This is a genomic window from Nocardiopsis suaedae (assembly GCF_027706745.1).
Classification (GTDB): Bacteria; Actinomycetota; Actinomycetes; order Streptosporangiales; family Streptosporangiaceae; genus Nocardiopsis_A; species Nocardiopsis_A suaedae.
The window spans coordinates 12,430-34,834 of the sequence record NZ_JAQFWP010000048.1; the positions used below are offsets into that span (position 1 = coordinate 12,430).

The following is a 22,405-nucleotide window of genomic DNA, read 5'->3' on the forward strand; positions in this document are numbered from 1 at the left end:
AGCCTGGGTCCGGCGGTATCACGGTCGATCTCACCAATCAAAGGAACAGCGGCGATGAACCTTCCCGACCCCGGCCTGGCAATCAGCGAGCCTCATCCGGCGATGATCCACGTCGACACCGGGCCCACAGGCGCCACGCTCCTTCTCGGAGCCGGTGTGGAGATCGTGTTGACCGGCCCGCACGTGGCCGCCTACCTGACCCGGCTGGCCGCGGCGCTGCCCATCGCCCGCGCCCACCTGAGCGCGGCCGGGCCGCACCGGCCCACCGGCACCGAGCACCGCTTCACCGTGCACCTCGATGTCGAAGACGAACAGGACTTCCGCGCCGAACACGGCATCGGCGCAGCCGATCCGCTCCGCCCTGTGCTGGCGGCAGCCCTGCGCGATGAGCTGGAGAGCCTGGGCCTGCAGAGCGGCTGGTGGAGGAAGGTTCGTGTGATGTGAACAAGGCCGCCTGCCGGGGACGCACCGCGCCGGGTGGGCGGCACAGCAGAGAGAAGGCCCGTCATGGCATTCGAATCCTCAGCCAGAATCCTCTACTTCCCGCGTGCGCGGGCAGCCGAGCCCGACCCGGTCACCGAGCACGCCGACGACCTCTACGACGCCCTGTCCGAAGCGCTGAACGGGCGCGAAGACGGGACCGGCCGAGGCGATGAGCGCGACGAGGCCCTGCAGATCGCCGACGCCGCCCTCACCGCTCTGGATGAGCACCTGCGCTCCGGCGGGGTCCTTCCCACCCCGTGGAAGAACGCCGCCCGCCCCGGCGACCACTGAACACCCCTTGCGGAAGCGCACCCGCGGGCGCTGAACTCCCCTGTACCCCCGTGCCGAGGAGCGCCTGCGGGCAGGCCACCGCCACCAGGCCACCAGCGCGCCGGGCAAGAGGGGGCCCGGCGCCATCCCCGGGCGTGCCGAACGCGAGCACGGCGCGCCCACCGGGCCCCTCCGCCCCTGTCAGGCGGAGGGGCCCGGCCTCCTGTTCACAGCCGGTGCTCCTGCCAGCGCGCGGCCGCCGAAGCCACGCGTCCGGTCCATGGGGCGGCCTCTGTCGCGATGCCCGCCCACAGCCGGGCCTGCACCGTCGCGAACACCCCGAGGGCCTGCTCGTCGGCGCGCTTCCAGGCCGGGATCGTCGCGGCCCACCGTTCGGCCGAGGCCGGTGTGTGACCGGAGGCGATGAGCCACACCACCCAGCAGGCTGCATCGATCCAGGCGGCCGCGCGGGTCGGCCAGGCCCAGTCCACCAGCACCGCCCTGCCGTCGTCGGCGACCAGTACGTTGCCGGGGTTCAGGTCGGTGTGGGCCAGCGCCGTCCCGTCGAGCAGGTCCAACTCGCCGGGATCCTCGACGTGTTCTCGCCACCGGGCCACCGGCTTGAGCGGGACATCGGGGCAGGGCCTCTCGGCCAGCAGCCGGAGAAGTTCGGCCACCAGGGGCAGGTCGGGCGAGCCGGGGGAGAAGTCGGCCCTGCGGCCGCTGATGTGCTCCCAGCCGATCAGGTCCCACCCCTCCAGGCGGACGCGCCACAGCATCTGTGGCGCCACTCCGGCCAGGTGCGGGGCGATCGCGGCCTCGCGGTCCTGCGTCCAGGCCTGCCGGTGGTCCACCGGGAGGCCCTTGACGAACACCGGGCCGTCGGGGCCGTGCACGACGGCGGCGATCGCCGAGTTGGCCCCGCTGCCGACCGGTTCGACCACGACCGGCGAGCCCGTGTGGGCTTCGACGGCGCGCCGGACCTGCGGGGGCAGGGCCGTCCAGCCGCGTCGATCCACTCCCATGGGGGTCCTTCCTCAGATCGCGGTGGCGAAGCCGATCACTTGGAGCGCTTCGTCCTCGCACAGCCGGTCGGATGCTCCGCCCAGCTCGGTCTGCAGGAGCTGGTAGTCGGCGCCGGCTTGGGCGCCCCAGGCCATGGCCGCCCGCCACAGCGCCCGTCCGAGGCCCTGGCCGCGGTGCCCGGGGAGGACGGCGAAGTACTGCGGGAGCAGCCGCCGCCGGCCGACCGGATCCGGAAGTACGGCCATCGGCCCGATCGCTCCCGCGATCCGCCCGCTGACGGTGACCACGAGGAGCGGGCCGTCCAGAGGGCCGTTGCGCCTGCGCGCCTCCAGCGCCGCGAACCCCTCACCGGCCGTGGCGTCGGCAAAGTCGGGCCAGGTGGCGCGAAGGGCCGGCGGAAGGGTGTTCAGGGGTTGCACCTGCTCTGCAGGGGGCGGCTCGGAGCCGGAGAGCGTCTTCATCCAGATCCGGCGGCACTGCCCCTGCACCGGGGGCGCCTTCGGGGTGAGCCACAGCAGGCGGGCGCTTTCGGCTCCGTGGTCGGCGGCGAGCTTGGCCGCCGCTTCGCGTTCTCGCTCGGAGTCGATCTCTGCGGCGTAGTGGTAGACGGTCACCGCGCGGCGGCGTCTGCACAGCACGGCCACGCCCGCCGAGCGCCCGTCCGGGGCTGCGTCCTCGTGGAGGACGAGCTCGTTCTTGGTGCCGCCCCAGCGCGAGGCGGGATCGTGCGCAAGGAAGCGGCCGGTGCCGTTGTTGGCCAAGACCTGCTCCCATAGCCCCGCAGTGACCGCCGCGGGGTGGACCGGCCCGAGCGTGGGCAGGTATGGGACCGGGAACACCGGCCCCACTGGGGCGCTCTGGTCGCGCATGGCGACATGCTACTCACACCGAACGGGTCCCGGCCGAGGAACGGCCAGGACCCGCATCAGGGTGTCAGCGCTGATCAGTAGGGGTTGTCGTCACCCGCATTGCACGAGCACTTCTCCGATTCCAGGACCTGGTCCAGGTCCTGGACGAACTCGATCTCCTCGACCGGTTCCGCAGGCCTCTGGAGTTCGACGAACACCGCGCTCATGGGGCTACCTCCTCTCGCCTCCCGTGCTGGCAGTACATCTTCAACGGGGCCTTGGCCTGCTGGTACTGCTTGGCCAGCGGCCGGCACACCGTGCACGAACCCGACAGGGCGCACCCCGAACACCCGCCGGTGCGCAGCATCAGCCGGTCGGCGACCTCACCCAGCCGGGCAAGGCCCTCGGTCCCTTCGGTGATCAGGTCGATGGCATCGTCGCGGCCGATCTTGCAGATCGAGGCACGGCCGAACGGGTCGGCGTGGAAGAACGTGTGCCCGGCATTGCAGCCGGAGAAGGGCTTGCGCTCACGCAGGTGCTCCTGGGACTGGGTGACCAGGACCGAACCGTCGCCCTGGATCGTGGGCGACATGTTGACGTAGACGTGGTGGCTGAACCCGCGCTCGGTCGCCATGGCCACCATCGCCTCGACCTCGTCGGCGTTGCGTTCGCTGACCACGACGCTCAGCTGGACCGGAAGGCCGGCCTCATGTGCGGCGTCCAACCCTTTGAGGAACTTGCGGTACGAGCCGCGGCGGCGCGTCATGCCGTCGTAGGAGGCCTCGCTGGCCCCGTACACGCTCACGGTCAATCGGTAGGGGCGCAGCGTGGTCAGCAGGTCGAGGATGCGCGGGTCGGACAGCCGCGAGCCGTTGGAGGAGACGCTGATCATCATGCCCAGCTCGTAGGCGAGCCGGTAGACGTCGGGGAACAGGCGGTCGATGAGCGGCTCGCCCCCGGTGAGCTGCACCCAGAGCACCCCCGCATCGCGCATGGTGTGCAAGAGCTTCTCCCGGTCCGGCCAGGAGAGGCCCTCGAAGCGCTTCAGCCCCAGGTAGCAGTGTTCGCAGTCGTAGTTGCACCCCAGGTTCAGCTCGTAGGAGGCGCGGACATAGCCATAGGGGGAGGGGCGGCGGACGAGCACGTTCGGCGACAGAGGGCGGCCGTTCAGGTCGAGCCCGAAGGCGCGGTCGGCTGCTGCGGCGAGCCACCCGGGGACCGGCGAGTCGGCCGGGGCGTCAGTGAGCTCGAGGTAGCGGTGGCGGGGGATCTTCATCCCGTTGCCGCTGCCGGGGCGAAGAACCAGGTGGGAGTCGAGGAAGGGGGCGGCGATCAGCTCGTGCATGAGGAAACCTCCAGAGGGCCGCCCGCCCGACCGGGCTCTCAGAAGGTCGGACGGGCGGCATGGCCCGCGCGCCCTCCCCTTGAAACGGCGCGCGGACGATGGTGAAGTTCGAGACTTCGTCGGAGCGGCAGGGAGGTGGCCGTACCTGTGGCGATGACCGGCGGGTCAGCAGGGGGGACATCGTGCCGGGGGACGATGCGCCCCTGAACCGAGCTGCGGTCAGGGATCGGGAGTTCCTGCGCCGGTCCATAGGAGACCGGTCTGGAATGCGGGGCTCACGTCGGGCTCACCTCCCTTCCGGTCAGAGCGGGCTGCCTTGCCGCTTCGGCGAGCAGCGCCTTGAGGTGGGGAGCGGAGGGGACCGGGCGCAGGCCCGGATGTCCGGGGGCTCGTGGTGCGGCCCAGACCCAGCGGATCACCCCGTTGGGCATCACCGTGTCCGCGCCGAACACCCAATCGGCGCCGTAGACCCTGCGGAGTTCATCGAGCTCGCCGTGGACCCTCAGGGCGTCACGCAGCATCGACTCGGTGGGAGCGACCACCGTCTCGATCCGCCCCGGAAGTTCAGGATGGGGGCGGTGCGCCACGTGTAGCACCTTGTGCCGGTCGCTGCTGGACTTCACCCTCGCGACGTCCCACCCGTTCATCGCGACAGCGCCGCCACGATCACCGCCACCTGTTCGGCGGTCAGCACACGTCCGGCGCGCTTCCCCGGGCTGCGGAGCTTCCTGCGGAGCTCAGCGGATGAATTGGCGACGATGGTCGGCTCCACGTCATCATCGACGAGCCGAGTGGCGACCAGGGTTTTACCACTGCGCGAGCGCCAGATCCGCCAGTCCGGGAAGTCATCCCGGATCCTGTCCAGATCCTCGCTACACCAGGTCGCAGGGGATACCGAGTCCATGTACGGACGCTAAGACGCCCAGGCGTGACTGGAGCGCACAGAATGTGCGCCTTCGCTTCACGCCTGCAGAATCCCCACCTTCTCGGCCAAGAGGCTCGCGCGCTCTCGTCTGCGCGGGTCGCGCGAATCCATCTCCTCCATCAGGATCTTGCGTGCGTAGCCGTTGTAGCGGATCGTCTCCGGGGCCGCTTCGTGGGCCGCGTCCAGCACCCGCACGGCCGCCTCGGGCTGGGCGTCCAAATAGTAGGCTCTGGCTTGTTCGATCTCGTGGCGTGCCCTGCGGGGACGGGAGGGGATCGAGGCCGGGTCGGCGGCGCGGGCTTGGCGCACCGATTCGCCGCCGGCGCGTAGTTCGACGGCGATCGTGGTCGCGTGCGCTCCCATGATCGACCTAGAGAAGCTGGTCACCGGGTGGTAGTAGGAAGCGGGAAGCGTCTCGGCAAGCTGTTCGGCGTGGTCCAAGCGGCCTCGGGCCACCCCGGCCTCACCACGTCGTGCGGCTGTGTATCCGGCTTCGAACACCAGCGCACCCCACATGGCCCGCTCTGGCGTCTCGGCTTCGACGGCGTGCTGTTCCAGGACGGGAAGGGTCTGGGCCGTGACGGTGTCGGCGGCGTCCCAGTCGCCGGCGTCTCTGTGGGCCTGTGCCATCAGCCACGCCGCAATCCCAAGGGCGTGCACGTCGCCCGAGTCTTGGGCGGCGACCATCCCCCGTTCGGCCACTCTCCAGAGCAGGTCCTGTGCGGGTTGGTAAGCGAGAAAGAACTGGGACAAGGCGTAGACCTCGGCCAGGATGGCTTGGGCCCGGCGTCGCGTGGCCGGATCTTCTTCCTGATGGGCTGCTAGTTGGGCGTCTGTGATCAAGTCCGGCAGCAGGCGCCCGAGAACCTCGCGGTGGAAGGGCGACCGGTGGCGGGCGCTCCACGCCTGGTCGAGTCGGGCACGCAGGTGGGCCACCGGCGGTGCGGGTGCCGAAGTCAGAGCAGGCAGGGAGTTGACGGCATCGCGTACTGCACCCAGGCGAGGGTGGCCGGGGCCTGTGATGAGTTCGCGCTTGAGCGGTTGGCCCCCTGCGAGGTCGGAAAGATTGCGCAGACGTAGCACCTCGGCCATGCGCAGCACGACTGACAGCTTCGGCTCGGACAGGCGCCCCGTCTCGAGTGCGCGCACCCAGGATGCGGTTCGGCCCATGAGCCCGCCGAAGACTTCGCGGCTCATGCCGCGGCGGGTGCGCAGGATCTTCAGGCGTTGGCCGAACGTGATGTCTTCGGGCACGTCCGGGCTGGGGTCGAGGGACATGCAGGGCCTGCCTTTCTGGCGCGTGGCACCCCCAGGATAGGCAGAGATCCGCGCTTGCCGAGGGGGGAGGGGCGACGGAGTCAGCATTCCAGTGGGTGGGACCTGCATAGGCGGTCACCTGCTGGCATGGTTGCCGGTCGTCCTCCTTGGAGCGAGGTAGGAGGGTGGGGTGTTCTCCGTGGCAGCAGAGTAGGTGTCGGCTGACCTGAGCAGGTGAGTGTATGGAGGGCGAGCCGCACCGGGTGCCCTCTACGTAAATGCAGTCGCCTCAATTTTTACCTGCGAGATCGTTGGTGTGGGTGGCATGGACTGCTTCTTGATTGGGCTGTGTGTGTGCTTGACTTCATTTCTGTTATTTTCTTGCGTTGGTGGCTTCGGAGTGTCGTTCTGAGGGCGGAGTGTGATCTTCTCTGTAGAGAGGTTGCGAGACGCGAGATGAAGGTTCAATCCCCTCGCATAATTGGCTTACGTTTCGGTAAGATCGGTCTTATGGGTCCCCTGTAAATGGAGTTATGCCTTTGATGTCGGATGGTGGCTGCGTTACTGTCAGGCTTCCCTGAGTGATGGTGCAATTGCTGGTGGGGGAGCCGATGAGCCTGAGCCGTGCCATAGCGGGACTGCTGGTCGCCATCAGCGCTGCAGCCTGCACTGCGTCTCCCGAGGAGGCACCGCAGGACGAGCCCTCATCGACGTCTCCCTCGCCCACCGCGTCGCCGGATCCGGGTGAAGCGGTCTTGGACGCCTACGAAGGTCTGTGGGGCGTCATCGTCAACGCCTCGAGGACTACCGACCCGGACTTCTCGGAACTGGACAATTATGCCGAAGGGCAGGCCGCTGAGCTTGCCCAGCACGGTCTGGGAGCCGAGGCGGAGGAAGGCGTCGTCGCGCGCGGGGCGCCTACTCACGACCCTGAGGTCACGTCGCTGGAAGAGACCTCCGCAGAGATCGAAGACTGCATGGACTCCAGCGAATGGCTCCGGGAGGATGCCGAGACTGGTGAACTGATCGAGGAGTCGCCGAGTGAACCGCTGCTCCGGAAGGTAGAGGCCACGGCTGGATTCGACGGGCTCGTGTGGCGCATCTCGGAGATGCGTATCTACGAGCAGGGATCATGCTGAGGCGAGTCGGCGGCCCGATAGCTCTCTGCGCCGCGGTCGTCCTTATCCCCGCAGGTGTCGCCTGGGCTGATCCACCTGACTACTTTTCAGGCCAGGTCGAATGCGGGAGCGATGGAAAAGGCCCTGGATGCGACGTCGGGGCCGAGTCCGGTGAAGGGTCGCCTGGGCGCGGGGGCGGCGGTGGCAGCCGAGGCAGTGGCTCGAGCGGTGCCGCCGAGCGGGGTGGGGCGCCCGTCCCCGGCGGCGGTGGCGTCTACGCCGGAACGGTGTGCACGGAACCAGGCGCTGCCGTCCAGGACTGCACCACCACCCTCGCGGTGCCTGGTGGAGAAGCAGGTGGCGGAGGCGATGGGGGCGAACCGGCCTTCGACCCCGTCGCCCTCGCCGACCAAGCCCGCGACGCGATGCACCTCCCTCGCCCCGGCCTGAACACCTCGCCCAGGGCGGACGCCCCGGTACTGGTGCAGGTCCCGGTCTGGCTGTGGGTCGACGAAGCGGCATGGGAACCCGTGACGGCCGAAGCCGAAGTCGCCGGCGGAGCCGTCTCGGTGACCGCGACCCCGACGTCGGCGGACTGGTCCATGGGTGACGGCGAGGTCGTCACCTGCTCCGGGCCCGGCCGCCCCTACGACCCCGGGCGCGACGATCCCGCCTCCGCCTCTCCCGACTGCGGCCACACCTACACCCGCGCCTCCACCGGCGGCTACACGGTCGAGGTGGAGGTGACCTGGTCGGTGAGCTGGGAGGCGACCGACGGTACCGGCGGTGAACTCGCCCCGCTGTTCACCGAAGCCGACACCGAGGTGGACGTCGTGGAATCCCAAGGGCTGGTGCAGACGCGAGCCGCGGCCCCCTGAGACCCCGCGCCCACGAGAGCTGTCGAAGGAGTACGGCAATGACGCAACCAGACGGCCGCGGCTCAAAGCTCCGGCTCAAGGCCGGGGCGCGCCGATGGCGCCGACTGGCCGCAGGGCTGGTGCTGATGGCACTCGGCGCCGTCGCAGCCGGCGCCGCACTCGACCGGAGCGACGACCGAAGCGGATACGTGGCCGCCGCACGCGACCTTCCCGCCGGACGCTTCCTGGAATCCGGCGACCTGCAGGTGGTTCACATCGCCGGTGCCGACGCGCTGTCCGCCGTCCCTGTCGAAGAGCGCGACGGCCTTGTCGGCCAACGCCTGTCCACCGCGGTCCCCGAACGGTCGCTGATCCCCTCCGAATCCGTCACCGCCGAACCCGCGCACCTGGAGGACGGGGAGGCCGCCATCGGGGCGGTCCTGTCGCCCGCGCAGTTCCCCGCCTCCCTCCAGGAAGGCGCACAGGTCTCGGCGATCATCTCCGAACAGGGCGACGGTGAAGGCGACGCTGAGACCGTCGGCGTCCCGGCGAGAGTCCAGGCTATCCACGCTCCGTCCGGCGACGCCTCGGAACCCACCCGCGTCGAGCTTGTCGTCGACGCCGCGGATGCCGCTCGCGTCGCCCAGGCCGCCGCAGCCGAGGCCCTGTCGGTCGTTGAAGTCGGCGGAGGCGTCCCATGACCCGGGTGGCTGCGGTCTGCTCGCTCAGCGGCGCGCCCGGGGCCACCACTCTGGCCCTGGCACTGGCCGCCGCCTGGCCGGAACCAGAAACCGCGACGGTGATCGAGGCCGACGCCTCCGGAGGAGACATCGCGGCCTGGCGCCACCTTCCCGCCTCCCCCGGACTGGTCGAGCTAGCCGCTGCCTCCCGCCTTGACGGTTCTCAACGCCGTGCTCGCCCCGAGAACTTCACCCAGGTACTTCCTGGCGGTCTGCGTGCCTGCACCGCACCGTCGTCCGCCGACCGCGCCGCCAACGCCGTCGCCCTGCTGGCCGAGAACACAGAGGTGTTGAACTCGGGGAACGGGATCGTGGTCGTGGACCTGGGGCGGATGGCCCCGAGGTCGCCGGCCGTGCGCCTGGCCGCCGCTGCTCACGCAACTCTCCTGGTTGCCAACGACGACGTCGCACACCTCAAACGGGTCCGAGACGCTCTTCCCGCTCTGAGGGCCGGGATCTCGAATCTCGAGTTGGCGGTCACGACCGGCCCGCACGACGACGCGGTCCTGCAAGAAGCCATAGGCGCGCCAGTACGAGCGCGCATCCCCGCCGATCGCCCGTCCGCGAGCCTGCTGCGCGGCGACTCGGTACCCCCGCGACGGTGGAGTCGGCGGCCCCTGCTCGCTGCGGCCCGGCGACTCGCAGCGGAGCTCGACCTGCAGATGAACTCCAGGGCGGTGAGCGCCCCATGAGCACCGAGGAGCTGGTGGCCCGGTGGGTCCGCTACACCAGCGGTGAAGCCCTGCGCCGCCTCAGCGCGACCGTTCACCTCGACGACGCGGAAATCCCCGAGGACTTCGCGGCCCGGGCCGAGCGCGTCATCCGCGAGGTCCTCGACCAGGCCGCCCAACGGGCGCTGGCCCGCGGTGACCGCGTGCTCAGCCGCGAGGTCGAGCAACAGGTCCTGCAAGCGACCCTGGCCCAGGTATGCGGCACCGGCCCCCTCCAGGACCTCCTGGACGACCCCGACATCGAGAACATCAACCTGACCGGCACGCAGGTCTGGGTCCGCTACGCCGACGGGCGCCGCGAGAGGCGGCCGCCGATCGTGGCCACACCCGACGAGCTGGTCGCCCTGGTGCGCCGGATCGCCTCCGAATCCCCCGCCGGGGAGCGCCGCTTCGACCCGGCCGCCCCGATCCTCGACATGCCCCTGCGCGACGGCTCCCGGATGAACGCCGTGATGGACGTGGTCCACACCCCCTCGGTGTCGATCCGCCGCCACCGCCACCGGACCACCACCCTTCGCGAACTCCGCAAGCTGGGCACCCTCGACGACGCGGCCGCCGGACTGCTCGGTGCTGCGGTGCGCTCCCGCCGCAACATCGTCATCACCGGCGGAACCGGAGCCGGAAAGACCACCCTGCTGCGGGCCCTGGCATCCCACATCCCGCCGGACGAGCGCATCGTGACCATCGAAGACGTCCCCGAGCTCGGGCTGGAGCGCGACCCCCATGCCCACCCGGACGCCGTCGCCCTGCACGCCCGCCCGCCCAACGTCGAAGGCGCCGGCGAGGTCACCGTCGCCGAACTCGTCCGGGCGGCCCTGCGCATGAGCCCGGACCGGGTGATCGTGGGCGAGACCCGCGGCCACGAGACGGTCCCGCTGCTCAACGCGATGAGCCAGGGCAACGACGGCAGCCTGACCACCCTGCACGCCGCCTCATCGGACGGCGCGTTCGCCAAGCTCGGCGCCTATGCGGCCCAGTCCGCCGAGCGCCTCCCGCTCGACGCCACCTGCCTGCTCATCGCCACCGCCGTGCACCTGGTCGTACACATCTCTGCCACCCCTACCGGGGAACGCGTGGTCACCAGCATCCGCGAGGTCGTCGGCGCCGAAGGCCCGCGCGTGGCCTCCAACGAGATCTACCGCCGCTCCCGGGAGGCGGGACGGCTACCGGCCGCCCCGCCGAGCCCGCCCACCATCGACGTGCTCACCGCTGCGGGCTTCGACATCGCCCGCCTGGTCGAACCCGACATGCAGGGGTGGTCCGGGTGACCGCCGCAGCCCTGATCGGCATTGCCGGAGGAGCGGCCGTCGGCGGCGGCCTATGGCTCACGCTCAACGGCGCCTTTGCCGCCGTCGAAGGCAACGCTCGTGAGCGCAAGGCCCTGGACGTCAGGAGCTTGCTCACCGACCGCCGCCGCGCCCTGCGCGCCGTCGGCGTCCTCGGTGCCGCAGCGGCGGCCTGGGCGGTGACCGGCTGGCCCGTGGCCGCTCTGCTCGCGGCCGCGGCGGCCTGGTGGCTGCCCGACCTGCTGGGCCCTGACCGCGAGCACCACGAGCGGCTGGAGCGCATCGAGGCCGTGGCGGCCTGGACCGAACAGGTGCGCGACCTGATGTCGGCGGCATCGGGCCTGCAGAGCGCCATCACCGCCACCGCTCCCATCGCTCCGGCTTCCATCCGGGAGCACGTGGTGCGCCTGGCCGAGCGGATCCGCACCGACCACCCGCACAAGACGCTGACGGAGTTCGCCGAAGCCGTCGACACCCCGACCGCGGACCTGGTGGCCGCCGCCCTGAGCAACGCGGCCACCCGGCACGCGGCCGACCTCGGGGCGCTGCTGTCCGGGCTGGCCGAGGCGACCCGGGAACAAGCCGCGATGCTCGTACGCGTGGCCGCCACCCGGGCCCGGGTGCACACCGCGATGCGCATCATCACCGCCACCACCCTGGCCCTGGCGGTCCTCCTCCTGGTCTTCAACCCGACCTACCTGGCCCCCTACGACGGCGCACTCGGACAGCTCGTGCTGGCCGGCATCGGCGCGCTCTGGGCACTCGCCCTGACCTGGCTCGCCCGGCTGTCGAGAACCGACCTCGGACCACGCGTGCTGCGCGCCGAGCCCCATGCGCAGGTGAGCACATGAGCCCTCTCCTCCTCGCCGGGATCGGCGGCATGCTCATCGGCGCCGGAGCCTGGGTGCTCATCGCCGTGCGGTGGGCGCGCCCGAGCCTGGCCGACCTCCTGACCGAGCCCCCACCGCCGCGCCCCGCGCCCTCCGCGGTGTCGGCGGGCGGTTGGGCGGCCCGCCTCGGAAGCCGAGGGATCCCTGTACTCGCGGCCATGGGGCTACCCACCATGCGGACGCGCGCCCGACTTGTCCTCTGCGAGCGCGACGTTCCCTCCTACCTGGCGGAGAAGACCACCACCGCCCTGGTCGGAGTGGCGCTCCCGCCCTTGGTCGGGGCAGTTGCAACGGTGGCCGGCGTGCCCATCGCGCCGCTGCCCGGCTTCCTGCTGTGGGCCCTGGCCGCAGGCGTACTCTGGCTGGCCCCGGACCTGTCCCTGCGCGACGAAGCCGCCAAGCGGCGTACGGAGATGCGCCAGACCGTCGCCGCATTCGCCGACCTGGTCGTCGTCGCCCTCGCCGGCGGCGCCGGAGTCAGCGGGGCCCTGGACGAGGCGTCCCGCACCGGGGGCACGGCCATGGCGCGCATCCGGATCGCCCTGCGCGCCGCCGCCCTGCGCCGCGACCCGCCATGGTCCGCCCTCCGAGACCTCGGAGACCGCTACGACCTGGACGAGTTCAACGAGCTCGCCGCCAGCCTCCAACTCGCCGGAACCGACGGCGCCCGCGTCCGAGCCTCCCTGGCCGCCAAAGCGCGCTCCCTGCGCACCCGCCACCTGGCGGCCCTCGACGCCCAGGCCCAAGCCGCCACCGAACGCATGAGCCTGCCGGTCGTCCTCCTGTTCGCCGGGTTCCTCGTCCTCGTCGGCTACCCGGCGCTCAGCCTCATCCTCACCAGCCTCTGACGGAGATATCCCCATGCACCGCTCCCACACCGTGTTCCCGCTACGGCCCCGCCGCCCCGACTCGGGTTACTCCACCGAATCCGTCGTCGTCATCGCCCTGCTGGTCGGCCTGGCCATCGCGGTCTTCGCCGTACTCACCCCCGCCGTCACCGACAAGGCTGACGAGATCGTCAGCATGCTCTCCGAATGAGGGCCGCACGCACCCGCAGCGACCGGGGCAGTGCGGAACTCGCGGTCGCCACGCCCCTCCTTCTGCTTCTGCTGCTCCTGGTGATCCAGGCCGGACTGGTCGCCCACGCCTCACAGGTGGCCCAGTCCATCGCGACCACGGCCCTGGCCGAGGCCCGAGCCGTCGACGCCACCGACGCCGACGGCCGGGCCGCCGGAGAACACGCAGGAGAACAGCTCGGCGGGCGCCTCCTGCGCGGGCTCAACGTTGAGGTGCACCGCGACGACGAGGCGGCCCGCGTCGTCGTCACCGCGCAGGTCCCGTCCGTCCTACCCGGACTAACTTGGCCGATCCGACACGAGAGCTCGGGCCCCGTGGAGAGGTTCACCAGCCCGCCATGACCGGCCGAGAACTCCGACTCCAGGGAGAACAGCGGGGGAGCGCGGCCTTGGAGCTGGCGGTGCTCACTCCGCTGCTGATCCTGCTCGTCCTGCTGATCGTGCTGGCCCACCGCCTTACGACGGCGACACAGGCGGTCGACGCCGCCGCTCACGCGGGAGCGCGCGCCGCCACATTGGAACGCACCCCCGAGCAGGCTCGCGTCGCCGCCGAAGGGGCCGTTGCGGACGCTCTGCGTACGCACGAGCTGAGCTGCAGCAGCCACACCCTGACCCTGGAGGCGGGCGCCCTGGAACCCGGCGGCACCGTGAGAGCCGAGCTGACCTGCCGGGCCGACCTCAGTGGCCTCACCGGCCTCGGGGTGCCCCTCCACCGAGACGTCGAGGGCGAGGCCGACGCCGTGGTCGACGTGTACCGGGGGCGCCCATGAGCGGACGCTCCAGATCCGACGCCGGGCAGGTGACCGCCTTCGTCACCACCACCGCCCTCACCCTCGTCTTCGTCTTCGCCCTGGTGTGGGAAGGCGGATCGGCCCTGGCCGAGCGGAGCCGGGCCCTCTCCTTGGCGCAGGAGGCGGCCCGAGCCGGGGCACAGCAGATCGACCTGGCCGCCTACCGGGCCGACGAGGAGATCCTTCTCGACCCCGGAGCTGCCGAGCGCGCGGCCCGGAACTTCCTCGACCAGGCCGGAGCCGCGGGCACCGTCTCCGCTGGTGAGGACGCCGTCACGGTGACCGCCCAACTCGACTACGACTTCACGCTGCTGCCCCTGGGGAGCCGCACCCTCGCGGCCAGCGCGAGCGCCGCACCGCACACCGGCCCCTGAACCGAGGAACCTCCATGGCCCGACGCATCGTCCTGCAGACCGGCGCACTCCTCTTCAGCATTGCCGTCCTCGCAGGAGTTCCCTACGTGGCGACCACCGTGCTCGGCTGGCCCCGCCTTGACTGGGACGCCGACAGCGCGATGGCCTACCTTCGCGGAGGCTCGCTTCCTCCAGGTGTGGCCACGGCGTTCGGCGTCGGCCTGTTGTGGGTGCTCTGGGGGCTGTACCTCGCCGCGGCCGCCACCGAACTCTGGCAGCGCATGCGCGACCGCCCGGCGCGGCGCCTGTTCGGCCCCCTTCAACTCTTGGCGGCCACCGCCGTCGGTGCTACGGCCACCACACCGGTCGCCCACGCCGTCGTTGAGCCCGCAGCGACAGCCGACGCCGATGAGGGGGAGGTTCCGGTCGAGGAAGGGGCACCGCCGCCCGCCCCGGAAGGCGGCGCCCACGAGGAAGCGGGCCCCGAGGGCCGGGTCCATATCGAGCGGAGCAGAGTCCTCAGCGGCATCGCCCTGGACTCCGCCGAACTGACGCCCGAGATGGAAGCCGACCTCGCCCCGGTCATCGCAATGATCCGCGACCACGGCGCCGCCGGAGTCCCCATCGTCGTCACCGGACACACCGATGCCAGCGGCGATCCCGAGTACAACCAGCAGCTCTCCCAACGACGGGCCGAATCCGTCGCCGAGCACCTCACCGCCGAGCTGGGGCCGGACGCTCCCGAGGTCGTGGTCCAGGGCGTCGGAGCGGACGAGCTCCTTGAGGACGCCACCGACTCCGGTCAGCGCCGGGTCGAGATCACCTACACCGTCGCCTCCGGCCCTCCACCGGCCGCACGGACCCCTGAATCACCCGCGCCGGAGCAGCCTCCCGAACAAGCACCGGACGAGCGCCCCGTCGTCGTGGTCGAGATCCCCTCGGCCGCGACCGCAGCAGGGGCCGCTGCTGCCTCGGGCGTCGTCGCCGGCGCGACCGGGTACCTCCTCGGCCGCCGCCCACGCCCTGACCGGGATCGAGGCCCAGGGGAGGGCGATGAGGACGACTGGGACGAGAGCGAGGATGAGGCTCTTGCAGGCGCAGCCCAGGATCCCGCCCACGCGTCGACCTCCCTGTGGTCACCACCCCCTCCGGTCGAGGCCGATTCGCCCACACCACAGCAGCAGGGGGAGACGTTCCCCCTTCGACGACTCCGCGGCGCCTTGGGGATCACAGGAGTCGGAGCACACGGTGCCGTACGAACGGTCCTGGCCATGGCCCTGCAGCGCGAAGGGCTGCGAGTCGTGCTCCGGGAGGACTGCCTCGTCACGCTTCTGGGAGATGTCGCCGCTGAGCGCGTCCGGGACGGCGCACCTCCAGGGATCCGTATCACGACGACCTTGAGCGAGGCCATCGCCCACCTGCACGCGGAGATGCTCACCAACCTGGAGGAGGACGAAGACGACGACCAAGAGCCCGTCGAGCCGCCGAACCGTGAGGCCGACGACGAGGGCGAGGTGAGCGTGCTCATCGCCGCTGCAGACCGGGAGGAGGCCCAACAGGTCGACGACCTGCTGGACGCCGGGGGCGCACCTGTGGCGGCCCTCGTCCTCAGTCGCTGGTCAGGGCGCGTCGCTGTAATCGACCACGCAGGCCACGTCCACAAGGGCGATGGAGACATCGGAGGTCTGGCGGGTACGGCCTGGCCGCTCACCACACGGGGACAGGTCATCGACGCGCTCATCGACGCGCAGCGAAACCGCTCCATGGACTCGGGCAGCGAGAACGGTTCTGACGACGGCCAGGTGGCCGCAGGCACACAGGACGAGGGGCCAGAAGCCGAAGCACCTGAACGCCCCGTCCGCCTTCGTGTTCTTGGGCGGGTCGGCCTGACCGTAGGCGGCAAGGCGGCCGTTCCGCGGCGGCGCTCCGCCTACGAGGTCGCGGCCTACCTCGCGCTGCATCCCGACGGCGTCCGTCTCGAACGCGCGGTAGAGGACATGTGGCCCGAGGACATCGCGACGCGCTCCACTCGGCGCTTCCACGACGCCGTCAGCGCGCTGCGCGGAGCCGTGCGCCAGACCGCCTCCGCAAGAGGCACGGCCACGGTCGTCCTGCACGACGACCACTACCGCCTCGACCCCGAAGCGGTAAGCACGGACCTGTGGGACCTGCACAAGGCCATGGGGCCGGACGGGACGGCGGACGACTTGCTCCAGGCGACGGTTGACTATGAGGACTTCGCTGCTGACTCCGACTTCCGCTGGGCAGAGCTCCACCGCGAGCGGCTGCGGCAACGGCTGATCGAGGCCCTCCTCGCAGCGGCGGACGACTCCGAGCCGAACACGGCTGTTCGGCTTCTGCGGCGGGCGGTGCAGGTCGCTCCGCTCACTGAGCAACCTCACCGCAAGCTCGTCACATGCCTGCTCGAACAAGGGGACACCGGGGCAGCTGCTACGGCCTTCGCCGCCTACGAACTGGCCATGCGAGAAGTCGGGGCGGAGGTCGCACCTGAATTGCGCGCACAGCTATCATAGAAAGGTGGAGGTGTGAGGTGCGGCAGGGGTAACCTCCTTTCTTTTTTTCTTGGCTTGTGCGGTGCGTGTTGCCCTGGTAGATCGTTTTGTCAGAGTTTCCACTCAGGGGTAATTGCTGGGCGAATGCCTTTGCTAATGGGTGTCCACTGAGGTGTCGAACGGGACGCCCGCGGGTGCGGCTCTCCCTGAGGCGGTATGGCGGCCAAGGCGTCGCTGTCAAGAAATCGCTGGTCAGACGGCGTGTGGGGGTCGTCCGTGTGCCGCCCGACAGGTGCGGAGCATGGTCTGCAAACTCTGTCGGGGTGGTTCGGTGGCGCGGTCGAATTCGTTCTCGGCGCGTGCGGATTTACGGGCAAGAATCGAGTGTCGCATTCCTTGCTCTTGTCTATGATTGCTTTCTTTGAATGTCTTCTCGCATCCTGCTGTGACCTTCATGTGCTCTCCGAGTCATGGGCCGGTGAGCGAGAGTGTGCGTCGAAACCGTCGCATTGGATCCACAGTGCCGGCCGGAATATTTTCTCCTGCCTTGTTAATTGATCTTTCGCGCGGGTATTAATAGGGGTGACCAAGCAAAGTAAGATCACCCCTCGGAGAATGCTATGGCCTGGTACGGGCTGTGGTACGGCGGACCCGGGTACTCTCCGTCGTTCCAAGAGGACATGGAACGCTTCCCCTCCCTGCAGGCGGCTAAGGAAGCGCTGTGGAGCCGAACCTACGAAGGTTACGCGTGGCGCCAGCACTTCGACTTCGTCTTCCGTGAGCCGGAACGCGTTCTGACGCCCGCGGTCACCGAAGAAAGCTACATCGACCTCTACCGGTCGCCTGATGCCGATCTGTCCTTGATCGAGCGTCGCATCTGCTTCGGTCCGCGCGGCGGAACCCGAGTCGAACCCTGCTGAACCCCAGTAGTTCGCCCCCTAGGTGAGGTGTGCCATGTCGGAATTCATCATCGACGGTTTCACTATCCTCCCTCACACGCTGATCATCGAACCCGCCGGCTTCGAAACCTGCGGCGTGGGAGCCCGGGAATGCTGGTCCTACCGCCTCTACTGCGGTGACTCCCTCATCTTCGAGGGGAAGGACATGCGGACCCCCGTGGGGGTTTCGGAAGACCAGGTCGCCGCGCGTGCACTCGGCTTCCTCACTCTGCGCCCGGGGGACACGGAAGACGACTACTTCGCCGATTACAGCCAAGACCAGTTCGCGTGGTGCGAGGAGAACGCGGACATGATCGGGCTGTGCCTGATCGGTGAAGGCGGCACCGAAGTTGACGACCTGTCCGGCTATCGCGCCGGATGAGTGAACGGGGTGCCGCCCGCCACGGGTGGCACCCCGAATCCGCCTTCCCGGTATCGGTTCAGAGTCCGCGAGTATCGCGGCCCCTGATCGGACACCGATTCAAGGCGGTGAATGCCGATGTGCAGACAGCATCCCACGCTCAACCACGCGGACTACCCGCACGAACCCGGAACCCTGTACGACTGCCGCGCGTGCGAAGCCGAATGCCACTGCGGCGGCGAAGGAACGTGCGTCCACTGCGCGATCACCGCTGAAAGCGACAAGGGAGGAGAGATGGCCGCAATCAGGTTGCCGCACAGCGGCCTGATGGTCCCTACCGAGAAAGTACGCGTAACGCAGGTGTCCAGCACGGACATCGGAACCGGAATCGCCTGGTCCGGAACGGTGCGCGATGGCCGGACCCTGCTGGGAGCCTTCACCAACGGTGGCCGCGGTGGCCCTACGAAGTTCCAAGAGGCCGATGCCGCCGGCGCGCGGCGCATGCGCGAGTTCATCGCGGCCTGCCGCACCGCCGATGGTGACCAGGCCGACGAAGAGGCCGTAGGTGAGGCGCTCACGGACGAACACGAGACGTCCAAGTCCATCGCCGCGGCACAGCGCCGCGGCCGGACCCTCATCCGGCACTACGACGACTTCGACATCCCGGGCTTCTGGGAGTCCACAGCGGATCCCGACCGTCCGGAGATGGTGCGCGCACTCGCCACCGAATGCGCCGCGCGCCACCCCGGCGTGGTTCGCGCCGAACTGTGGGACGTCACGTCCCGCGCCTGGATCGAGTTCTACCGCCGCACCGACTGACCCGCGCCGGGGCCGGTTCAGGCAAGGACCGGCCCCGCCACCTCCCTGTGAGGGGCGCCGGCGCGTGGGACGGCGGAACCTCCCACGCCTCCGACCCCGGTTCCTTCAAGGAGCTCGGATGGCTGTGCTCAGCATCGAGATCTTTCTTCGCGCCCCTGAGACCACCGACCCCGCGTCCCACCCCACACCCGATTGGCTCACCCGGACACTCGCCGAAGCCATCACCCCACTGACCGCCCCCGGATCAGCAATGCCAGTCATCGGCGCGATCGTCGACGCCTTCCCCGACGGCGACGGCGCACAGATCCGGGCCACCTGCCTAGCCGCGGACGGTGTCGAGGCGATGGACACGCTAGCGGCCCGGCTTGAGGCCGTCCTCATCGACTTCGCCTGCGTAGAGGGGTGGCACCTGCACGCAGGCCAGACCAACTGGCACTGCGCCGACAACTGAACCGGGGCGCCGACGGCGCCCCAAGCGACCGCCCGGGAGGATTGATGTTCCCCCTTCTCACCGTCAACGGAGCCGCGGTCAGCACGGACGATGACGTCTTCGACGTCGAGTCGATCGCGATCGAGTTCGACCACGAGAGCGGCAACTCCCACGCCTGCGCTGCCTGCGGTAACCCGATCGCACAGACGACCACAGGATGGATCGACGACGACGGCGAAGAGGAGTGCCCCGCGTCGGCCGACTCGCCCCCGACCGGTCACCAGGCCCAGCCGCTCCCGCTGAGCTGGTGCAACTCCGCCGCAATCCAGCTCGAAGAGGAACAGGACGCTGTCACCGTCTCGATCTCTGTCGGGGACCCGCGCGGCGCCTTCACCTTCACCATGACCCGCGTCCCCGAAGACGCCGATTCCGAGCTGGCCGGGTGCCTGCTTCTGCACATGCCGTACCCGAAGCAGCCCTTCGAGCACGCCCCCTTACAGGAGGTCCGCCCGGGGACCTACCTCGTCGGCTCCGCGCCGTCGCCGCTTCCTCGACACCTCGCCCACAGCAACGCGTGACCAGAAAGGGGAATCCGATGAACCCGACCGCTGCGCCCGCCCTCATGGGCGGGCCGGCGGCCGCCACCACCCGTGGTGAGCTGGCCGCCGCCCTGTCCGCCGCCGGCCTTGGCGTCCACTCGCGTCCGAGCCTGCCCGTGATGGGCGGTGTCCTGGTGGAAGCCGACGCGCACGGCGACGTGCACCTGACGGGCTGCCAGTACGAGTGCGCCGTGACGGTCGCACTGCCCGGCGCCGCGCAGGCTCCGGGCCGGATGGTCGTCGACCACTCCGAAGCCGTTCGTGTGCTCAAGGCGCTGGTCAAGGGAAAGGGGTGCGTGGCCGACGCAACGCCGATCATGCTCGCGGTCGAATCGTCGACCGCGGTCATGCGGGCCGACGGCTGCACCGTTCCGCTGACCACCTACGACGTCGACGAATACCCGCCGCTGCCGGACACCCCTCGCGGGAGCCGGGTCACGGTCGACCGGGAGCTGATCGCCTCCGAGCTGTGCCGCGTGAAGTGCGCCCGCGGCACGGACACGGAAGTACCGGCCACGATGGGATTCCACCTCGCCGGAACGCCTGACGGTGTCGAGCTGGCGGCCACCGACCGGTACCGACTCGCCGTCGCCCGCATCCCCGTGGTCGATACGGAAGGGCCGAACATCGAAGCGCTGCTTCCCGGCCCGTTCCTGGAGCACCTCATCAAGCACCTGACCGGGCCCACCGTCACCATCGGCCTGGAAGCGAACATCGCCTCCATCACCAGCGGGGATGTCACCGCCTTGGTCGGGCTCTCGGGGCTCGACTTGCCCAACTACCACCGCCTCCTTCACCTTCCAGGAGCACAGGCGGTCGTCGTCCCTCGAAAGGGCCTGATCGCCGCTGTGGAACGAGCCGCCGCGATCTGCGCGGCGAAGAAGGAGCGGTACCGCCACCTCGCCTTGAGCATCGAACCGAGCTCATGCGCGGTGACCCCCGTCCTCGACGGCGCAGTGCGCGTCACCGCCCCGCCGGTCCCGGTGCGGATGGCGGGCAAGCTCGCCACCCCCTTCGAGCTGCAGTTCCGCGCGGACTTCCTCCGGGACGCCCTGTCCAGCTTCCACGGTGAGCACGTCGCACTCCACATCACCTCACCGGTCAAGCCCGTGCTGTTCACCGACGAAGACGGCGCCCCCGGTGAGCACCTGGCCTACCAGCACCTGCTCATGCCGGTTCGCACGGACTGAGCACGCCGGAGCCCGGGGGCGCGGCAAGGGCCCCGGGCTCTACGCACTTCTGGAGGACGCCTGTTCGGAAGGAGCAGGATCATGTCCGATTCACGACACGCACCTGAGCGTCGCGCGAAGGCGATCGCCGACGCGGTGGAGACCACATGGCATAGCGCCCATGGCCACGGCCGACTCGAAGTCCCCGCCTCGGTGGTCGCCGCGCTCTCGTTCCTCGCCCCGCCGCCTGACCGTCGCGCCGAGGTGGCCGACCGCATCACGGCGCTGGACACCGAACAGTTCACCGAGTTCATCCGACAGCAGTGGGAGGACTTCGTCCGCACCCGCCCTGACCTGACCACCCCCGCGTGGCCGCTGCTGGAGGTCTGGCACGGCCACCACCAGGCCACGGACGCCGTGCGCGAAGCCGCACGGGCCGCCGGCCGCGCGGCGATCGCGGCCGGCCCGTTCGAACTCACCGGGGTCCGGGAGACCCGCTGGGAGGTGGACCTGTTCGGCGTCCTGCTCACCACGATGCGGGGAACCAAGAGCGCCGCGGCACGGGGCCAGTACTACACTCCTGCGCCCGTCGCGGACGCTGCGGCGAGCCTGCTCATGGAGGACCTGGACAAGGCGCCGTGGGTCTACGAACCCACCGCGGGCACGGGCGGCATGCTGCGGGCCGCCGCCCAGACCATGCGCATCCGCGGCAGAGACCCGGCTTCGGCCGTGTGGCTGGCGACCGACATCGATCCGCTCGCGGTGGCGTGCGCGGCCGTGAACAGCGTCCTGTGGGAGCTCGGGCCCAAGGTGCTGCTCACCGTCTCCGATTCGCTCGCCGAAGACCTGGATACGGCTCTGGAGTGGGCAATCGGCCAGCGGAACGAGACCTTGGCGATCGCGGAGCGCTTCCGGGAGTACAGAGCGGTGGTCGAAGCCTTCCGGGCAGCTCAGGACCTGCTCAATCGGAACACTGACCTCTGATCACCGTGATTCGCGATTCTGCAGGACCAGCACCGCCCGGGCGATCTCTCCGTTGTAGGGGCAGCAACGAAGTGGCTTCAGAATGTCCCAGTTCCTGAACTGGGAGATCGCATGCTCGCTGGGCCCGCGCAACCGAGCGCGCCCGGAGTAGCTCGCCCTCTTCTTCCAGTACGGCTTGCCGCGTCCTTGCAAGGGCCAGAGCACAATCGGTGACAGGCTGACATACCCCGTGTCGCCCAGGCCGGACAGGACCATGGTCGCGATCCACCCGGCGATGTGGAAGGGCATCGGCGCAGCGCGGCCTCGAGCGAGAGGGCCCAGTCGGCCAGGAGGCGCGCGGTCTCGCGCGCCTACCGCCAGGCGGCTCTTCAGGCCCTCGATGCCGGACACTATTGGACGCTTCCTCGCCGGCGTGAAGCGCGGTGAGCTTTAACCTGCCCGCCAACCAGCAAGGGGCTCCATGCCAGCGGGAACCGGCGTGGAGCCCTTACCTATGTCGCGACCCGTTCACGCCACCCCCGTGGGGTGACACCCGGCGGCGCCCGCCACACCGTCGGGGCGGCGTCGACGCGGTGGCGCCCCTGACTTCGGGGCCC

General features: G+C 70.0%; 29 protein-coding genes. 21 read left to right on the forward strand and 8 right to left on the reverse strand.

Going from position 1 to position 22,405, the window contains the following annotated elements; all coding sequences use genetic code 11:
• The first annotated feature begins 54 nt into the window (after positions 1-54).
• Together O4U47_RS21770 and O4U47_RS21775 are read left to right on the forward strand one after the other, a co-directional pair.
• Positions 55-444 carry a hypothetical protein gene (locus O4U47_RS21770; RefSeq protein ID WP_270679781.1) on the forward strand — a complete coding sequence of 130 codons (390 nt, stop codon included), beginning with the start codon at positions 55-57 and terminating at the stop codon, positions 442-444.
• A 63-nt stretch (positions 445-507) separates the two neighbouring features.
• Entirely contained in the window at positions 508-774 is a 267-nt protein-coding gene (locus O4U47_RS21775) for a hypothetical protein (RefSeq protein ID WP_270679782.1), read from the forward strand.
• A gap of 206 nt (positions 775-980) precedes the next feature.
• Here O4U47_RS21775 and O4U47_RS21780 read toward each other — a convergent pair whose 3' ends face one another.
• The 7 genes from O4U47_RS21780 to O4U47_RS21810 form a co-directional block, all read right to left on the reverse strand.
• On the reverse strand, positions 981-1,778 hold the full coding sequence (locus O4U47_RS21780; RefSeq protein WP_270679783.1) for a phosphotransferase family protein: 798 nt from the start codon (positions 1,776-1,778) through the stop codon (positions 981-983).
• 12 nt (positions 1,779-1,790) lie between these two features.
• Complete coding sequence (locus O4U47_RS21785; protein WP_270679784.1) at positions 1,791-2,648, reverse strand: GNAT family N-acetyltransferase; 858 nt, start codon at positions 2,646-2,648, stop codon at positions 1,791-1,793.
• Positions 2,649-2,722: 74 nt separating this feature from the next.
• A complete protein-coding gene (locus O4U47_RS21790; RefSeq protein ID WP_270679785.1) occupies positions 2,723-2,854 on the reverse strand; it encodes a hypothetical protein in 132 nt (43 codons plus the stop codon).
• Positions 2,851-3,972, reverse strand: coding sequence for a radical SAM protein (locus O4U47_RS21795; protein ID WP_270679786.1), 1,122 nt, complete (start codon positions 3,970-3,972; stop codon positions 2,851-2,853). Before O4U47_RS21795 ends, O4U47_RS21790 begins: the two co-directional genes overlap by 4 nt.
• Before the next feature lie 275 nt (positions 3,973-4,247).
• Positions 4,248-4,559 (reverse strand): hypothetical protein, encoded by a 312-nt coding sequence (locus tag O4U47_RS21800; protein ID WP_270679787.1) that lies wholly within the window; start codon positions 4,557-4,559, stop codon positions 4,248-4,250.
• Positions 4,560-4,615: 56 nt separating this feature from the next.
• Positions 4,616-4,876, reverse strand: a complete 261-nt coding sequence (locus tag O4U47_RS21805) for a hypothetical protein (RefSeq protein ID WP_270679788.1) — start codon at positions 4,874-4,876, stop codon at positions 4,616-4,618.
• A 57-nt stretch (positions 4,877-4,933) separates the two neighbouring features.
• Positions 4,934-6,175 (reverse strand): helix-turn-helix domain-containing protein, encoded by a 1,242-nt coding sequence (locus tag O4U47_RS21810; protein WP_270679789.1) that lies wholly within the window; start codon positions 6,173-6,175, stop codon positions 4,934-4,936.
• A 560-nt stretch (positions 6,176-6,735) separates the two neighbouring features.
• Between O4U47_RS21810 and O4U47_RS21815 the strand changes: the two genes are divergently transcribed.
• The 19 genes from O4U47_RS21815 (at position 6,736) to O4U47_RS21905 (ending at position 21,809) form a co-directional block, all read left to right on the forward strand.
• Positions 6,736-7,293 carry a hypothetical protein gene (locus O4U47_RS21815; protein ID WP_270679790.1) on the forward strand — a complete coding sequence of 186 codons (558 nt, stop codon included), beginning with the start codon at positions 6,736-6,738 and terminating at the stop codon, positions 7,291-7,293.
• 404 nt (positions 7,294-7,697) lie between these two features.
• On the forward strand, positions 7,698-8,150 hold the full coding sequence (locus O4U47_RS21820; RefSeq protein ID WP_270679791.1) for a hypothetical protein: 453 nt from the start codon (positions 7,698-7,700) through the stop codon (positions 8,148-8,150).
• Between the two features lie 38 nt (positions 8,151-8,188).
• Positions 8,189-8,830: a hypothetical protein gene (locus O4U47_RS21825; protein ID WP_270679792.1), complete on the forward strand. Its 642-nt coding sequence runs from the start codon at positions 8,189-8,191 to the stop codon at positions 8,828-8,830.
• Positions 8,827-9,561, forward strand: a complete 735-nt coding sequence (locus O4U47_RS21830) for a hypothetical protein (RefSeq protein WP_270679793.1) — start codon at positions 8,827-8,829, stop codon at positions 9,559-9,561. Before O4U47_RS21825 ends, O4U47_RS21830 begins: the two co-directional genes overlap by 4 nt.
• On the forward strand, positions 9,558-10,868 hold the full coding sequence (locus O4U47_RS21835) for a CpaF family protein (RefSeq protein WP_270679794.1): 1,311 nt from the start codon (positions 9,558-9,560) through the stop codon (positions 10,866-10,868). The genes O4U47_RS21830 and O4U47_RS21835 overlap by 4 nt, the downstream gene beginning before the upstream one ends.
• A complete protein-coding gene (locus O4U47_RS21840; protein ID WP_270679795.1) occupies positions 10,856-11,737 on the forward strand; it encodes a type II secretion system F family protein in 882 nt (293 codons plus the stop codon). Before O4U47_RS21835 ends, O4U47_RS21840 begins: the two co-directional genes overlap by 13 nt.
• Positions 11,734-12,624 (forward strand): type II secretion system F family protein, encoded by an 891-nt coding sequence (locus O4U47_RS21845; protein ID WP_270679796.1) that lies wholly within the window; start codon positions 11,734-11,736, stop codon positions 12,622-12,624. The genes O4U47_RS21840 and O4U47_RS21845 overlap by 4 nt, the downstream gene beginning before the upstream one ends.
• Positions 12,625-12,637: 13 nt before the next feature.
• Complete coding sequence (locus tag O4U47_RS21850; protein ID WP_017626876.1) at positions 12,638-12,814, forward strand: hypothetical protein; 177 nt, start codon at positions 12,638-12,640, stop codon at positions 12,812-12,814.
• Positions 12,811-13,194 carry a TadE/TadG family type IV pilus assembly protein gene (locus tag O4U47_RS21855; protein WP_270679797.1) on the forward strand — a complete coding sequence of 128 codons (384 nt, stop codon included), beginning with the start codon at positions 12,811-12,813 and terminating at the stop codon, positions 13,192-13,194. Before O4U47_RS21850 ends, O4U47_RS21855 begins: the two co-directional genes overlap by 4 nt.
• Complete coding sequence (locus O4U47_RS21860) at positions 13,191-13,622, forward strand: TadE/TadG family type IV pilus assembly protein (protein WP_270679798.1); 432 nt, start codon at positions 13,191-13,193, stop codon at positions 13,620-13,622. The genes O4U47_RS21855 and O4U47_RS21860 overlap by 4 nt, the downstream gene beginning before the upstream one ends.
• Entirely contained in the window at positions 13,619-14,017 is a 399-nt protein-coding gene (locus O4U47_RS21865) for a pilus assembly protein TadG-related protein (RefSeq protein WP_270679799.1), read from the forward strand. The genes O4U47_RS21860 and O4U47_RS21865 overlap by 4 nt, the downstream gene beginning before the upstream one ends.
• A gap of 14 nt (positions 14,018-14,031) precedes the next feature.
• Positions 14,032-16,530 (forward strand): OmpA family protein, encoded by a 2,499-nt coding sequence (locus O4U47_RS21870; RefSeq protein ID WP_270679800.1) that lies wholly within the window; start codon positions 14,032-14,034, stop codon positions 16,528-16,530.
• A gap of 659 nt (positions 16,531-17,189) precedes the next feature.
• Positions 17,190-17,429 (forward strand): hypothetical protein, encoded by a 240-nt coding sequence (locus O4U47_RS21875; protein ID WP_270679801.1) that lies wholly within the window; start codon positions 17,190-17,192, stop codon positions 17,427-17,429.
• A 34-nt stretch (positions 17,430-17,463) separates the two neighbouring features.
• Entirely contained in the window at positions 17,464-17,829 is a 366-nt protein-coding gene (locus O4U47_RS21880; RefSeq protein WP_270679802.1) for a hypothetical protein, read from the forward strand.
• 111 nt (positions 17,830-17,940) lie between these two features.
• Positions 17,941-18,627: a hypothetical protein gene (locus O4U47_RS21885; RefSeq protein WP_270679803.1), complete on the forward strand. Its 687-nt coding sequence runs from the start codon at positions 17,941-17,943 to the stop codon at positions 18,625-18,627.
• A gap of 118 nt (positions 18,628-18,745) precedes the next feature.
• On the forward strand, positions 18,746-19,078 hold the full coding sequence (locus O4U47_RS21890; protein ID WP_270679804.1) for a hypothetical protein: 333 nt from the start codon (positions 18,746-18,748) through the stop codon (positions 19,076-19,078).
• A 44-nt stretch (positions 19,079-19,122) separates the two neighbouring features.
• Complete coding sequence (locus O4U47_RS21895; protein WP_270679805.1) at positions 19,123-19,635, forward strand: hypothetical protein; 513 nt, start codon at positions 19,123-19,125, stop codon at positions 19,633-19,635.
• A gap of 17 nt (positions 19,636-19,652) precedes the next feature.
• Positions 19,653-20,846: a DNA polymerase III subunit beta gene (locus O4U47_RS21900; protein ID WP_270679806.1), complete on the forward strand. Its 1,194-nt coding sequence runs from the start codon at positions 19,653-19,655 to the stop codon at positions 20,844-20,846.
• A gap of 81 nt (positions 20,847-20,927) precedes the next feature.
• Positions 20,928-21,809 (forward strand): N-6 DNA methylase, encoded by an 882-nt coding sequence (locus O4U47_RS21905; RefSeq protein ID WP_270679807.1) that lies wholly within the window; start codon positions 20,928-20,930, stop codon positions 21,807-21,809.
• Here O4U47_RS21905 and O4U47_RS21910 read toward each other — a convergent pair whose 3' ends face one another.
• A complete protein-coding gene (locus O4U47_RS21910; protein WP_270679808.1) occupies positions 21,810-22,199 on the reverse strand; it encodes a hypothetical protein in 390 nt (129 codons plus the stop codon).
• Positions 22,200-22,405: the final 206 nt, after the last annotated feature.